At 58.1% G+C, this 14,733-nt stretch carries 9 protein-coding genes and 3 pseudogenes; 6 read left to right on the plus strand and 6 right to left on the minus strand.

The window, feature by feature from the left end:
• The first annotated feature begins 210 nt into the window (after window positions 1-210).
• The 3 genes and pseudogenes from GA0061099_RS42855 to tnpC form a co-directional block, all read left to right on the plus strand.
• A complete protein-coding gene (locus GA0061099_RS42855) occupies window positions 211-345 on the plus strand; it encodes a hypothetical protein (RefSeq protein WP_256436599.1) in 135 nt (44 codons plus the stop codon).
• Between the two features lie 214 nt (window positions 346-559).
• Window positions 560-1,813, plus strand: a complete 1,254-nt coding sequence (gene ltrA / locus GA0061099_RS34935; protein WP_193375228.1) for a group II intron reverse transcriptase/maturase — start codon at window positions 560-562, stop codon at window positions 1,811-1,813.
• A gap of 46 nt (window positions 1,814-1,859) precedes the next feature.
• Window positions 1,860-2,735 (plus strand): annotated as a pseudogene (gene tnpC / locus GA0061099_RS34940) (IS66 family transposase); the annotation flags it as partial.
• A gap of 1,008 nt (window positions 2,736-3,743) precedes the next feature.
• Here the strand turns inward: tnpC and modC are convergent.
• Window positions 3,744-4,856, minus strand: a complete 1,113-nt coding sequence (modC, locus tag GA0061099_RS34945) for a molybdenum ABC transporter ATP-binding protein (RefSeq protein WP_225114939.1) — start codon at window positions 4,854-4,856, stop codon at window positions 3,744-3,746.
• 3,360 nt (window positions 4,857-8,216) lie between these two features.
• On the opposite strand from modC, the gene GA0061099_RS34960 reads away from it, so the two are divergent.
• The 3 genes and pseudogenes from GA0061099_RS34960 to GA0061099_RS43185 all read left to right on the plus strand — a co-directional run bounded on the left by GA0061099_RS34960 (window position 8,217) and on the right by GA0061099_RS43185 (window position 9,577).
• On the plus strand, window positions 8,217-8,423 hold the full coding sequence (locus GA0061099_RS34960) for a hypothetical protein (RefSeq protein WP_050996247.1): 207 nt from the start codon (window positions 8,217-8,219) through the stop codon (window positions 8,421-8,423).
• Between the two features lie 38 nt (window positions 8,424-8,461).
• On the plus strand, window positions 8,462-9,040 hold the full coding sequence (locus GA0061099_RS42335) for a hypothetical protein (protein WP_050996249.1): 579 nt from the start codon (window positions 8,462-8,464) through the stop codon (window positions 9,038-9,040).
• A 63-nt stretch (window positions 9,041-9,103) separates the two neighbouring features.
• Window positions 9,104-9,577: pseudogene (locus GA0061099_RS43185) on the plus strand (NEL-type E3 ubiquitin ligase domain-containing protein).
• 461 nt (window positions 9,578-10,038) lie between these two features.
• Here the strand turns inward: GA0061099_RS43185 and GA0061099_RS34975 are convergent.
• The 5 genes and pseudogenes from GA0061099_RS34975 to GA0061099_RS35000 form a co-directional block, all read right to left on the minus strand.
• Window positions 10,039-10,758, minus strand: coding sequence for a hypothetical protein (locus GA0061099_RS34975; RefSeq protein WP_036031124.1), 720 nt, complete (start codon window positions 10,756-10,758; stop codon window positions 10,039-10,041).
• A 59-nt stretch (window positions 10,759-10,817) separates the two neighbouring features.
• Window positions 10,818-11,567: a P-loop NTPase family protein gene (locus GA0061099_RS34980; RefSeq protein WP_036031156.1), complete on the minus strand. Its 750-nt coding sequence runs from the start codon at window positions 11,565-11,567 to the stop codon at window positions 10,818-10,820.
• A gap of 926 nt (window positions 11,568-12,493) precedes the next feature.
• Window positions 12,494-12,733: pseudogene (locus GA0061099_RS43190) on the minus strand (hypothetical protein); the annotation flags it as partial.
• A 453-nt stretch (window positions 12,734-13,186) separates the two neighbouring features.
• Window positions 13,187-14,059, minus strand: coding sequence for an Effector protein NopP (locus GA0061099_RS42340; RefSeq protein WP_225114934.1), 873 nt, complete (start codon window positions 14,057-14,059; stop codon window positions 13,187-13,189).
• Between the two features lie 119 nt (window positions 14,060-14,178).
• Entirely contained in the window at window positions 14,179-14,694 is a 516-nt protein-coding gene (locus GA0061099_RS35000) for a tetratricopeptide repeat protein (protein WP_225114933.1), read from the minus strand.
• Window positions 14,695-14,733 lie beyond the last annotated feature (39 nt).

A 14,733-nucleotide genomic window follows, 5' to 3' on the forward strand; every position in this document is an offset into this window, starting at 1 on the left:
AGTGTGCTGCAGAAGCACACGGAAAGGATGATCGAGATGATCTGAAAATCTGTGTGCACAAGCTGTGGCAGCGATGAGGGTAGGCCCCTCGGGATCGACTTTCAGGAGTAGGTCCCAAATCACTTCAAGCGGCTTCGCTTAAGAGGCGCGGTCGTGAGCGTTGAAGCCAACGGTCGGGAATACCCGAACGGATAGGCGTCCGAGAGACGAATGAAAATGAACCCGCCGATGAACCGTCGTAACGTGGAAATCGTCGTCAAAACCAGAGGTGTGTCGTCCCTCTGGGATGAGCCCGCCGGAAGCCTGATGACCGGGCGGGCGGCGACCGGCGTTGAGGGGGCGTGAATCGGATGCAGGCGCTGCCGCGGAACTGCAGGAACCAGTCGCTCCGATGGAAAGGGAGAAGCACAAGCGGAGAAGACCGCGAGGCGAGATTACCGACGCGGAGCACTGGGACGGACCGATCCGTATTAGCGACGAAGGCTCGTAATGGGGCCGGAGCAAAGGGATCGGATCAGGAGGGCTGGCCACCGTCGCAACTGACAACAGGAGGACGACGGTGAACCAGCCGAGCAAACCGTTCAACATCGACAAGAGAGAGGTGTACGAAGCATATCTGCAGGTGCGATCCAATGGTGGCGCAGCCGGTGTCGACGGAGTGACGATTGAGCAGTTCGAGTCCGACTTGAAGAGCAATCTCTACAAGATTTGGAATCGAATGAGCTCAGGCGCCTACTTCCCGCCGCCTGTTCGCGCCGTCTCCATTCCAAAGAAGAGTGGGGGCCAAAGGATCCTCGGGGTGCCCACTGTGGCAGACCGCGTGGCACAGACGGTTGTCAAACAACTAATTGAGCCGGCTCTCGACGCAATCTTTCTGGCGGATTCTTACGGCTACAGACCCGGTAAATCGGCTCTCGATGCCGTAGGCGTAACGCGACAGCGGTGCTGGAAGTACGATTGGGTTCTGGAGTTCGACATCAAGGGACTGTTCGATAATATCGACCACGAGCGTCTGCTGCGGGCCGTCCGGAAACATGTGACGTGCGCATGGGCGCTGCTCTACATTGAAAGATGGCTGACAGCGCCGATGGTGCAAGAGGATGGAACGATAATCGAGCGAAGCCGCGGTACCCCACAAGGGGGCGTGGTGAGCCCGATCCTCGCCGACCTCTTCATGCACTATGCATTTGATCTCTGGATGGCACGGATGTTCCCCGATCTCCGGTGGTGTCGGTATGCAGATGACGGGTTGGTACATTGTCGGAATGAGATGGAGGCGCAAAGCATTCGCGAAGCGCTCCAGGCTCGGCTGGCAGAGTGCTGCCTGGAACTGCATCCTACGAAGACGAGGATCGTCTACTGCAAGGACGACCGACGCCGGGGCAAGACTGAGACGGTCATGTTTGACTTTCTCGGTTATTGCTTCCGGCCGCGATCGGTCCTGCGGCCGCGTTCGCAGAGGATGTTCTGCGGGTTCACTCCGGCGGTCAGCAAACCAGCGCTGAATGCCATGCGAGCGACGATCCGAAGCTTGAAACTTCGCAAGCGAACCGAGGTGACTTTGGACGATATTGCCCGCGAGCTAAACCCGATGGTTAGGGGGTGGATCGCTTATTATGGGCAATATACGCGTTCGGCGCTCTATCCTTTGGCGCGCTACATCAACCAGACGTTGGCTATCTGGTTGAAGCGAAAGTACAAGCGCTTCCATCACCGCTTGGGACGCGCGCGTCTCTTCCTGGAGAAGATCGCGCGTGAGAACCGCAGGCTCTTTGTGCATTGGCAACTCGGCGATGGCGGCAAGCTTGCCTGATGGGAGCCGGGTGAGGCGAGAGTCTCACGCCCGGTTCTGCGAGAGGCTGGAGGTGAAATCCCTCCGGCCTACTCACCCGACAGTGCCGATCCTGGCCAAGGGCCAGACGGTTAAGGGGCACATCTGGACCTACGTTCGCGACGATCGGCCATTCGGCGGACGGGCGCCCCCGGGTGCGCTCTATTACGCCTCGTGCGACCGACGGCAGGAGCATCCCACACGGCATCTTCAAAGCTTCTCCGGCATCCTGCAGGCCGACGCCTATAGCGGCTACAACGAACTGTATGACGCCTCGCGCGCGCAGGGGCCGATCACGTCCGCACTCTGTTGGGCCCACGCTAGGCGCCAGTTCTTCGAGCTGGCGGACATCGCGGCCAATGCGAGGCGAGACAAGAATGCCGCAGCGATCTCGCCGATTGCCCTGGAGGCGGTCAAGCGCATCGATGCGCTGTTCAATATTGAGCGCGGCATAAATGGCCAAAGCGCCGAAGAGCGTCTGCGCATGCGCAAGGAGCAAAGCGCTCCGCCTTTAACGGCATTGGAAGCATGGCTGCGCGAGCAGCGTGCCCGGCTGTCGAACTCGTCTGCAGTTGCCAAGCCAATCGACTACATGCTGCGCCGCTGGGATCGGTTCACCCGCTTCATTGATGACGGGCGGATCTGCCTGACAAACAATGCGGCGGAGCGCGCGCTGCGCGGCTTTGCCCTCGGCCGCAAGTCATGGCTCTTCGCCGGCTCCGAACGTGGTGCCGACCGCGCCGCCACCATGGCGACGCTAATCATGACGGCAAAGCTCAATGACGTCGATCCGCAAGCCTGGCTGGCGGACGTCTTGGCCCGCATCGCCGGCACCCCGCAAGGTCGGCTCAATGAGCTGCTGCCTTGGGAATGGAAGAACAGCCCTGTTCAGTCTGCGGCCTGATCGGGCCACCGCACCGCGGATCATCCCGCGGCCCCCACCGGACGGTTACGTTCTTAGGTCTGGAATGGGCGCAACAAGACCAGCCCAGCGGCTTGGGTCCGGGCATGTTCGCGCGCTTGGTGCCTCGATCAGCACTAAGCTGACGGTCATCTGGAGCACCATGCTCTCACAAGGCGTTGGAGCCAACTATAAAACACCGCCATACCCCAGCAGAGGAATGGCTAGGATTAGGGTGCCTTTGAGCTCGACGGCACGCGGGCGCTGGTCAGGGACTTGGCGGGAAGACGTCAGACCCGAACCGTAGCAGTCTCGTCATCGACCGGTAGGTACCGCAAAGCCAGCTACGGGCTTGATGTCGGCTTGCGCTATTTAGCGCGCGCAGCTGGTCGAACTGCGACGTCTCGCCGTTGAGGGTCCACAATCGGCGCGTTCGTAAGACATCAATGTGACGCAGGAGCGGACGCTAGAGCTAAGGCGGCTTCCGGAGATGGCAAAAATTCTGATGGACGGTTGCGGAGCCGACGTGCTCGGCAGCCCCACTGTCGCGTTCAGGTCGTCCGGTTGTAACCAAAGCACCGCAGCTCGGATGGGGCCCGGCTGCGCGCCACGATCAAGGCAGCAGCCTGCCAAGTCCGCGGTGAGGCTCGCCGGTCGGCCTTTTCCCGCGCGCTTCGCAATAAGATCGATCTCCTCGCGATCAGCAAATTCGCTAAAAGAACGAGAAACAGCTGGCCGGTCCGACGGCTGCGGGCTCGGCAAGCCCATTTATATCAAGACTAAAGGGCACCTGCTGCCGAGTGGTTGCGAAATCGAGATCTTTTCTCCCCTCGCAAAATCGATTGCGAGTATAACGTGCGTGCCCATTTGCTGGCCTCGAGTGTCGCTGCACCTGTCGCCGATGCGTACGCATTGGTGCCCGACATCCTGAGCCACATCGGCCAGTAGCCTATTCGTCTTTTGGAGGGTAGAGAACTGCCCGGAACACTATTCGGATCGATCTCATGTAGATTATCGATCACGGCCGGGATCTTGTTGGTGTTTTTCTCGCATCGGGCATAGCTGTCGAAGGTGCTCCTGCGAATGTGGTAGGCGTTGCAAGCAACCGCTCGGCAGCCCGAGCGGAACGGCGCGCGCGACCTCCGCGAATACTTGCCCTCCATTGCTAAGCCGTAGCGCATCAAAGGAGCGGCGTGTGACGCGCGCCAAAAGCGGCACGCCAGATCGGCCGGCTTCAAGGGTCAGAACCAAGGTGACCTCAGCCTCGCCGTGCGGCAGAGAGGCTTTTCTGCGTGCTGGAAAAACATTGAGGATAGAGCTTGCGCGCCGAGGTTCGCGCGCAATGCTGACGTCGTCGGCAGCGATGCGCAGCCGCAGCTGCGCGCCCGGTGTAAGCGGCACTCCAGGTATCAGAAAGCGCACAGCTTTGAGGCGGAGCATGATCAGCCCATAGCGCCCGTCATACCCGCCGACCGTAGTATCAAGACAGACTGCCGCTTCGCCCCGCCTGGCAAGCGCCGCATCGCTCTGAATGACATTGAGCGGACCGGCCGTAGTCACGGCGCCACCCTTCATCATCACGAGATAATCGGCAAAACGCTCGATATCAGCGATGTCATGGCCGAAGTAAATCATCGGCAATGGAAGCGTTTGCCGCATGCGCTCGAGAAAGGGCAGGATCTCGCATTTGGCGGAGCGGTCGAGCCCAATGAGTGGATCGTCCAGCAAGAGTAGCCGAGGCTGGCCCAACAGCGCACGGCCAAGGGCGAGTCGCTGTCGCTCCGCTCCGGAAAGATCTGATGGCAAACGCTCGAGCAGTGGCGCCAAGGCGAGCAATTCGACCACACCATCAAAATCGATCAGTGCCTGTTCCGATTTGGACGCGTTGTATAAAACGGTGTGTCGTACAGACAAATGAGAAGAGAGAATCGGTAGGCGAAATACAAATGCGACGTGACGAAGATGAGTCGGTCGAAACGTAGTCTCATCCTGCCAAATCTCCCCATCAATCGCACAGAATCCATTCGGCAGGCGCTGGACGCCAGCGATGCAGCGCGCGAGTGTAGTTTTGCCGCACCCGGGCGGACCAAGAATCGCCGTGACGCCTTTGGCTGTACGCTGAATTGCGTATCTAGCAAAATGCTTCCGAGAGAGCCGTTGAAGGCAACTTCGATATAGCCCTTTTTGGCTTCTCTGATGAACCTTAGCATGTGCTGTATCTTCTCAGCTAAGTCAGGAGGCCAATGGCTGCAGTGGAGCTGATCGCCATGCTTCCAACGATCCACTCTATCCCGCGGCAGCACGGGCTTTTCTGCTCGCGTGAGGGCCTAGGGTAGGGGGCGGACTGCAGATTGGTATCAAGACCGGAGTCTTGTTGAGCAGCTCCGCGCCGCTAGGATTGTGGCAATCGGACGTTGCTCGCTGCACTTGCCATTGAGAGGTAAGCGCCCTTCCAGCAGCGCAAGGTTGTCAGTCTGCTTGGCGGGCCGAGCGCATGTTCGAATAGCGCGGCTTGAGAGGCTTGGCGGTAAAGCTGTCCGATCACGCCAGAGCCGAATACTGGCTCGGGGCCAGAACTCGGCATTACGGATCCCACAGCTTCGCGAGCCGATTCGAAGTTTGCGTCCGTCGCCACAATGGTGGCCTTTGCACTCTCAGGTGCGAGTAGCATCAAAGCTAGATCGATCATGATGAATCGAATTAACTTCATTGGAATCCCGGCTCCGCCGCGACCGCTTCCTTCGCGGCAGCTTTATCCTTACCCAGCAATCGGCGTGCCGTTTTAAGGAATACCTGGCCGGCTAGTGGCAAGGGAGGCTTTGCATCGGTCTCCACCCTGCGTCCTAAATCGCCGCATTGTAGGACCTTGGACGTTCGCGTCGCCAACCGCACATGCAGGAGCTATGAGATGGCACCTGAGGGTGAAACCATGCCTCTCGCATTGGAGACGGTGCTTCGGCGAATGTGCGGCCGTAAAACGCGTCAGTGATACACAAGTCGCTGCCTCCGGCTGGCGCACCTTCCGATCTGCGCGAAGGAGAAGGTTGGCAGCCTCTCTTCGAAAAAGCGCTGATATGAGATGATATGCGCTGTCCGCGCGCTCAAAGTGCTTGAATCGCCCGTAACGTCAGGATGTAGGCATTGCGAAGCAAAACGCCATATTGGGAGCCAACATCGGCACACAAGCGCTAAACGGCCGGATCTCTGTTTGATCCCGGTCCTCGCAATGCGTGTTGCGCCTAGCGGGACGATGATTCGGGGCGCCGTTATCATTGCGGCGCTCGGAACAGTGAGCCAGTGGCTGCCGAAGCGCTCGAATCCGGTAAACAGATCAGCCTCGCGGGGCAAAGAAAAACAGTTGAGAGGTTTGGTGAATCAAGAGCGACGAATGGGCTGGACCTGCAATGCGCATCGCTATTCGGCCGTCCTCGCTGCGATCGCGATCGCAGCGACGTGGTGCACAGGATATGCTCGCGCGCGAGATCGTCGGGCCGAGGAAGTCTTGGTGTCGTGCAAACCAGACGTGATCCGCTTCTGTGACCGCTTTACAGGCCGTAACGATGCTGATGTGGCCATGTTTTGTCTTACGGAAAACTTCAAAAACTTACGCCGCGAATGCCGACGCATGATGCCTACCGCCGCCGCGGACAAAAGCGACCGGTCGAGACAATCTCTCAACAGGCGTCCAGTAGGCCTTCATCCAGAGTGAGGCACGGCAGTTGCGAACTCGAACGATAGTGAGGTGTTCAGCCTGACCGGGCCCGGGGTTTGACCAGCTTGGTGGCTGCAAGTTGATCGGACTGAAGGATCAGCCTGCCTCGCGCAGCTCAACTATCTGAGGACTGATCCGTGGATCGATTGGCAGCAGTTGCGCTTCAAACAGCGCTGCAGCCATACGGCGACTTCGAGGCTTACGTGACGTTGCTATGGGTTCGCTGTAACGGGTCCGAACGACAACTGCGTAAGCTGAGGAGGGAATGGCCTGACATATGCAGGAATTCCGTACTGCTCACCAATCTATACCGTTATGGTCGGCGACTAGGCGTTTTTTGGGCAGGTAAGCTAAGCGGTAGTGACGGGCAGACGATTCGCCGGAATATTAGCGTTGGAGTTGGTTTCCTTTAGATTCTCAGCTTGGAACTACCTTGGGCTGGACTGCCGGGCTCAAGGTAATAGAGTGCGCTAGGAAAACATCTTTTGTTAGCCGCTGATCGACTTCTCGAGGCAACCGCTTGATGCCATTGCGGCGTTTTCGATGGGCGCTCCAGGGGAGTCGCTTCGCCCGAACGTGGTACTCTTGAAAGAATACACTTCAGAGCTCAGGGCTAAAGGGAAGGCCGTCGATACGAGTCGTTCAAAGGCAGAAAGCTGTTCATGCAGACGCTTCTCCACGGCCTCCCGCTCCGCGCCAAGCAGACCAGTGCCAAGTAATCGACGGCAGCGCCAGATTTCGTTTCGCAACCATCTGATCTCACTTAATGTATCATCAATCGAAGTCATCACTGATATTCGTCCCTGGAGTATCAAGCATGGCGATCGTCTGAGCGGCCGTTGCTTGGCTCCGCATTTCTGCCGAATAGTTGAGCTGAGGACTTACGACTTTCCGCCCGTTGTCCCCGAGCAAGATGTGTGCAACTCTTACCAATCAATATCACCCGACACCGCGCGTGTGACGACTAATCGCGGCGGATTTTCGCGATTTCACGGCGCCCCGATCGTGTGTCCTGCATAATTTCAGCGCTCCACAAGCTTGGTTGGCCGACGAGCAGTTAAGTAGATCCGGCGTGCTATAGGCATTCACAATCGCTTACCCGATAACTAATCCATGGGCGAGGTGGAGCTTATCCACAACATGGGAAAGCCATGAGAACGAATTGTGAGGAACGCAAACCAGCCTGAGTGCGATCCACGGCACGCGCCAGCCAATCAAGAAGCGAACGCGGTTGCGATCTTGGTAATACAAGGTAAAATGTCGATGGACGCAGTGTCGAGCCAATTGAGCATTCCACAGACGGTCATTGCCATCGACATCGGCTGTGCACGCCTCAGAAGAGCGATTGAATAGCTTGAATCCCACGCTGCGCCAGGTTTTAGCGTTGTTGATGCGCCACAGATAAAGGTTGGCAGGCGTTGACGTCCCATCGCAAGTGGAGATCACGGCGACGACCTGTTGATTTCCAGTTTTCTTGCCTGCGGGCGATGGCCAGGAAGGCCATTTCGATGGTCGGCACGGGGCGCCTGGCCGGCATCGTCAAGTACAACTTGACGGTTGGAGCCGCGAGATAGCGTGGATGATGGAATGATGCGGGCAATAGGATGTGTCTGACCCAGCCTAGCCACCCCTTAGCTGGTGCAGGGAAAACGCGCTGGGTGAACAGCCAGCTCGCGAGCAAAGTACTCCAGCAGACGGTTCATCTATCCAGAGGCGGCGACAGGCAGCACTGATAGCGGCACGAGCGCTGCGGCGACAGCTTGGGAGGTCTCATGTCCGTTCAGACCAGCCTCGCGAGGGCGCTAGGCGAAAGCGATCGCGCCAGCGACATCGTTGAATTCTCAACGGTGGTGGTCACGCGCGACAAGCAACTGCGCAACGTGGACCATTCGATGTTCCAGCAAAAGGCGGAGGCTGAGTTTCGATCTAAAGTTCTGCCGAGTTTCGAGGAAATCCGCGCCGGAGGGTCGTGGTGTTAGGCTGTCTGCGGCCATTCTGACCGGGATGCGCCGCCTGAATGTCGACAACAATAAGCTGGCAAGCCTCCCCGACGCCTTCAAAAACGGTTCAGGAGTTGGACGCGCGCGGTAACCGCCTGACCCACCTGCCCCGGCTTCCGGCCGGGCTCCAGCGTCTGAACGTCGAGTACAATCAGTTGGCGGACCTGCCCGAGCCTCTCCCGGCCGAGTTCGAATGGCTCAGCGCCAGCCACAACCGGCTGACCAGCCTGCCTGAGGCCGTCTCGCACCAGCTGCTATGGTTCGGTGCCAGCAACAATCTGCTGACCAGCGTGCGCGAGACCCTGCTGACGCACCTAGGCCGTGAGTCGAGCGTTAATCTGGAGAATAATCCGCTCGCCGATTGGGTGCAGGCCGGCCAGGCAACAGCGATGCCGGACACTATGCCGGCCCTCAGGTTTTCTTCTCGATCACCGCTGGAGCGGTGGAAGTTCAGCCGCGGCCGCTACAAGAGGTCGCCGCGGACTGGCTCGAGGGCGAGCCCACGGCAATGGCCACTTGGCAGCACTTCGCCCATGAGGCGGGGGCCGCGGACTATGCACCGCTTCCTCGATGGGCTCCGGGGCACCGTGAACTAACATCATGAGGCGTTCCGCCAGGCGGTCGCCGAAGATCTGCGGCAGGCAGCCTTCAGGCCGCATTTGCGCGAGCAGTATTTCGAGATGGCTTCGGGAGCGAACGCGAGCTGCGAAGATCGCATTACTTTGGTCTGGAACGGCATGCGGACTGCACGCCTGAACGCTGATATCGAGGACGGCGTCTATGACGGGCGACTGGGCGAACTGCTCCAGAACGGCCGCGTCATGTTTCGCTCGGAACGCTTGAGGGGATCGCGCGCGAGAGGGCAATTCACTTCGTCGTGCCGATCCCGACGCAGATGTCGATGAGATCGAGGTCTACTTACCTACCAGACCCGGCTGCGCGACGCGCTGGAGCTGCGGCACACCGCTCCCGACATGCGCTTCATGAACGTCTCTCACGTGACCGAGGGCGATGTGGCCAGGGCCGAGGCATCGGTGCGGGAGCAGGAAGCGGCGGAATTTCCGGACTATTTGGCAGCGTGCTGGCAACCAGGAACGCGTGGTGAGGCGCATCGCACCCCAAGACTATGCTGAAATGCAGGAGCGGCTCGTCGAGGCGATGAGCGTACAGTTTGAAACCCGCTTGAGCAACTGGCCGAGCATGGTCTAACAGGCGACGCCGATGCCGAGCGGGTCCTCGGCGCCCACACACGAGACGAGATCGCCGGCGAGATCAAAGGCGCGGTCATGCATCAGGTGCTCGGAGAATTCGACCTGAAGCTATGAGCGGCTCCCGAAGGAAGACCTCTTCGATCCGCCTAGCCGCTCACCAGCCAAGGCTGCTATCGTTTCTTGGACAGGCCGCCTGCATCAGCGATTGGCGAATGATCTGCCGTCAATTGCCCTCGCGCTGCCCGTGCGCACGATCGTAAGGTGGAGATCCAAGCGAACAGTCGTATACCGCAATTCATGCGTTCGCGTTGCGAACGCCATTGAAGTCAGCGGTCAACGACCACTCATAGGCCGGACGAATAGATGCGGATCAGAGCGAACTTTCAAGTGGCCCTTGTGCAACGTAGGCTATCGATATCCGTTCCCCGCCGACGATCGGACCTTCGCTGCGTCACACTCGAATCCAGATCGCGAAACAGGCTGTAATTCCGTCGGATCCATTGATGCAGCTCGGTGGACCAGTCCTTCTCGTTGCGCAGATATCCAGTGAAGGAAAAGCTAAGCCGGTCTATATATCGTTTGAGGAACAGCGGAAGTGCGGGAATCCGAATCACCCGCTCGTGATCCATCGCTTCCGGTAATTCGCCGCGCAGCACGAATTCATTGTGGACGGTGACCAGCGACGCCGGCGGAATTCGCCGCCGCAGCATTTCATAAGCGCGAAAGGAGATGCGGTCTGCGCCCGCGACGAAGAGGATGATAGGGGCGACATAGCAGCGCGCCGTCTCCTTCATGAAGCCTATCTCCTCGCACATCTTGAAGAATTCGTCGAAGGCGTGAAAGCCGAGGTCAATTACCTTGGGTACCCGATCGTGGATGATCAGAGGGTCCATCAGCTGCATCTTGCCGTAAGTGTCGATCACATCCGCGGTCTCCGTGATGTTGGGGAGGTAGTCGAGCAATGACGGCTCTTTCAAGTTCACATCGAACGATAGCGTTGCGCCGTTTTTCAGCAGCAAGAACTCGCTCATAGCCCGAGCGATGAGGGTTTTACCGACCTGCGGGCTAGGAGAGCAGATGATGTAGATGGGGGTCGCTAACATAGCCAGCAGATCAATTTCGTTCCGTACGTAGGCCCGACCGGAGCTCGCCGGATATGCCGCTACTTTTCGCCGGCCCGGGTGGCGGACTTGGCCCCCGCCAATTCCGTCAAGTTGATGCGATCGAATTCGCTCCAGACATTTGCCAGCCAGTGCCGGACATAGCCGCGCAGGACGAAGGAGTTGTTCGCAGGTTCATCGTTCCGTCCCTTGTTTGCCACGAAGTCTATGAATGGGATGGATGCGACTTCCACCTGCTCATAGGCCATCTCGTTGAGCTTCGGTATGGTCAGCTCAGTCGCATGTTTGATGCGGTGAAAATAGGAATTATAAGTCGCTTGATCCCACTGGAAGAATTGAGTGTCGTTGATGAAGTTCTTGACGAGGTAGTACTTTGCGCCGCTCATGAAAGTCGCGGTTTCCGCGATCTCGTCTAGCGAAGCGATGGATGATCCCAGGATGTGGAACACGGCGAATGTGATCTGGCCAGACCGTGCCGAGTCCAAAAAGCCGATGTCGCGCAAGGAAGCTAACGCAGAAGACAGTAGTCCTGCGCGAGCATCGATGACAGTGACGGATAGCCCTGAGTTCAAGGTATCGAAGATCTTCATCTGGTCCGCCGTCGTGGTCATGTCGACGATCTCAGTGATCTCGGGATAAAAGCGCTTCAGCGTTCCGCGGGGCGACTCTGTGTCGAATGCGCGTGTTTGCACGTTGTTGACGCTGAAGTAGTCCAGTAGCGTTCGTGATACGGTCGTCTTGCCGACTCCTCCCTTGTCCGCGCCGACCACAATTACAACTGGCTTCACCATAGAAACATCTCCTGAGACACTCGCCATTGCCGCGCGCAAGGTGCGCAATCGGCGCGTCTCTGCTTTGGGCGCGATCATGGCAGAAAGAAGGGGCAATGAACCTTCGATGCTGGAGCTCTGCAACTGATAAACGTTTTCAACATTAAGCGAGTGACGTGGTCCGATGATGCAGGCCTGAGAATGGAAGTAATCACTTGTATTGGTGATCTACGTGAGGTTTGTGGGCAGCTGGAATGCGCGGGCCAAGAATCAACTGTCCGCCTGTGGTGATCGTTGTGATGCCATAGGTTATCTATGGATGCCGTCGCTGCCGCTATCTACTTTTCATGAAGCGACGGAAACTAACGTAGCGTCAGATTGCGAGCTCGGGATGCGACGCGGTGCGACTATGGCTTGGCAGACCACAAAGCCCTGCTGGATTAGATGGTCGTCTCTTCGGCGGAGAGAGAAGCGGCTGGTAAATTCCTGAAAGATGACCCTGAACGACCGAGCTCTCACTCTCACTCTGGTGATGAATGTCGGGATATGCGAAGGCTGAAGCGCGTTGGTGACGCAATAGCAACCATGCATCGCTCTGCGGCGAGATTATCGGGCCACGGAGAACAAGATCGAATCCGGAGCGGGGCGCCGGCGGACGGCCAGCATCGGTGGGGAAGCGATATCGGGCGTCCGAAAGAAGCGCGCGTCTGGTGGCCGGCACGGCGATCTTTGTCTTGGACACAGAGTTCGCCGAGCGACGTCCTATGGATCGAGAAGGACTTATTGGAATGAACGGTAGCCATGGCGGTGCGTACTCTCGGTGGCCGCTTCCTTGAAGCGGCAGACAGTGTACGCTCCGGTTTTAGAGCGCCCACTTTGATTACCCTGAAGATCCAACCCGGATTGTCGCCTTGTTTAAACGCGTTTGCGCAAAAAGCGGCCTCGAGAGTCACGACGGGTGTGCGATGATCCGGGATCACGACGACCTGCAGGCCGTTCCGCAGCGTGAAGTTTGGTGGTCGATCTGATTTGACCGTGCCGGCAGAGACGCTAGCCTCGTCAGGAAGGTGTAAGTCGGTGCCATTCTCCGTTGTGCGCTCGACCGCCGGGGCGGTGCGCGTCCTCGACTCCGAGGCTTCAGCGGCGGTGCCTGCCGCCTTGCCGGTGACCGAAAGCCGGTTCTTCATGGCATCGCCTTTCGCTCCATAGTTGTCATTATGGTAGAAGATCCGACACGGCACGGAGCCGTGTCTCGTCTTGGCAAACAGTGGAGCGAAAACCGGACCAATCGCCGGCCTCGCGTACGCAACGGCACACAGCGCGTTGCGCACAACGCGTCAGGAGAACTTCGCCCAATGGAGACTTCAGGTCAATCGAGCGCGATATGACGCCGGCACAACACCCGGCAGGCTCGCCCTCACACATCTCGCTCTAGAAGATGAGTAGCTTGACAATATTTCTCATGGACGCGAGCTGGAAGTCGGCGAGCAGCTCCTCGGAGTACACTGCGCCGAAGTAGTCCAGGACGAAGGTGCCAGAATAGCGTAGATTATCGGTCGCGCGGATCAGGTTATCCAGTGCGAGCCTGACCTCACCAAAGTTGATCTGGCCAATCGCTCTTCATGTGGTGCGTGTACGCTCTACATAAAGTCATAGTCATCATCATACGGATCGTTCGCGGGCTTTGCCATACTTTCGGTACACGTGGCATTGCTGCTATTGTCTTCAGTCGCGGCAAGATACAAAGGCGGTTTACCCGCTCGCTGCCATTTGCCTTCTTTGTTCTTCCATTTGTCTTCGTGCTTGGTGGGATCGAGCACCATCATCGAGTCGCTTACCTCAAGAAAGCCCAACGCTGCTGCGCGGGCTTTCGCTTCCGGATTGGAAGAGTGGGAGAGAACAAGCGGTTTGTTACCATCGATCTGGAGCTGATGTTCAAGCAAGATATCGCCCGCGTTATCGACGAGCGGATGAGTAACCCTGAAAGCTGTCGTTGAGGTGATTTGATCTCGCCCAGGAAATTGTTTGCGCCAATCATCGTTGCCCTTGAACAGCTCACTCATGCGACCTCCGGGTTCCGTTCTCAGAAGCCCGACGCTCTTATTCGCGAGCTGATAGCTGAAAAATCGCGCTTTCTCCGAAATAGACTTGGTGCCGAAGCGAAACGCGGTGTCCGCTGTGCGTTGAGCCTTTTGAGACACCCAGCGAGAGTATCTCTGCGGATTAGCAGCAATATCCTCTATGTCTGCTCCATAAAAGTCCACCAGCTTCCTCTCGAATGAAGATCTTGAGATTTCAACGACCGGCGGCTCTTCAACCAGCGCGTATGGCGGAACTGGCGGCGAACTTGCATCAGGAGAGGAGATCGATGGCGCCAAATTCAGACTAGAGAATACATCCGAGAACCTTTGGCGATCCGTGTAGGAGGAAGAGTCATCGGTCGCGCTCGTTCTCATTTCATCGGGCTCGGAAGCACGTTCGCTACTAGATAGATTGATGATGTGATGAAACATAACACTTTCTATTTGTATCGACGGGGGCTGCGCTGGTTGAGGTTCCGCGTTCATAGTAAGCCCAGCTGTCGGCAAGCTGAGCATCACTTCGCTATTCCGCCCCGCTCTTTATCGCCACGCTATCTTGAACGAGCCAATGCGTGCCGGCCGCCCGCCTGCGGTGCTGGGCTGGCATCGCCGGCCTCCGTCTTGCGTTCAAGGGCGAGGGACAGTCCGAAATTGTTGCGCAGCATCGGGTTTGCGGGTTCCGCTGCGAGAGCTTGGCGGTATAGTTCTTGGGCCTCCTGATGGCGGCCCTCGTGATCGAGAACAACCGCTTTGGCATTCAATGCGCGCAGGTCGCCAGGGGCTGCCAATAATACGCCGTCGAGCACCTCGAGCGCATCATTCGGACGGTTGCCTGCCAGCAGGGCTCGCGCAAGAGGAATCGCCGCATCGATGTTGTTCGGCTGTTGCTTCAATGCATCACGCAGAGCTCCTTCATCAGGATCTTGGCCGAGCGCGTGCGAAATGCGCTCGCGCACCGCAGGGTCGATCTCTTCGCTGTGTGCGAGGTCAGATGTGGACGTCTGCTGTGGTGAAAGGCTATGCTTATCTGGGGCAGCGCAGCCAGCGAGCAGCACAGTAGCCAGCATCGCAAGCAGAGCCGGCCGCGGCCCTGGACTGGCGGAGCA

The sequence above is a fragment of the Bradyrhizobium yuanmingense genome, assembly GCF_900094575.1.
GTDB lineage: Bacteria > Pseudomonadota > Alphaproteobacteria > Rhizobiales > Xanthobacteraceae > Bradyrhizobium > Bradyrhizobium yuanmingense.

Bases quoted from the DNA above. Each gene is read 5' to 3' on its own strand.
- GA0061099_RS42855 (WP_256436599.1), top strand. From the start codon at position 211: ATGAAAATGAACCCGCCGATGAACCGTCGTAACGTGGAAATCGTCGTC.
- GA0061099_RS34960 (WP_050996247.1), top strand. From the start codon at position 8,217: ATGTCCGTTCAGACCAGCCTCGCGAGGGCGCTAGGCGAAAGCGATCGC.
- GA0061099_RS42335 (WP_050996249.1), top strand. From the start codon at position 8,462: ATGTCGACAACAATAAGCTGGCAAGCCTCCCCGACGCCTTCAAAAACG.
- GA0061099_RS34975 (WP_036031124.1), bottom strand. From the start codon at position 10,758: ATGTTAGCGACCCCCATCTACATCATCTGCTCTCCTAGCCCGCAGGTC.
- GA0061099_RS34980 (WP_036031156.1), bottom strand. From the start codon at position 11,567: ATGGTGAAGCCAGTTGTAATTGTGGTCGGCGCGGACAAGGGAGGAGTC.
- GA0061099_RS42340 (WP_225114934.1), bottom strand. From the start codon at position 14,059: ATGTTTCATCACATCATCAATCTATCTAGTAGCGAACGTGCTTCCGAG.
- GA0061099_RS35000 (WP_225114933.1), bottom strand. From the start codon at position 14,694: ATGCTGGCTACTGTGCTGCTCGCTGGCTGCGCTGCCCCAGATAAGCAT.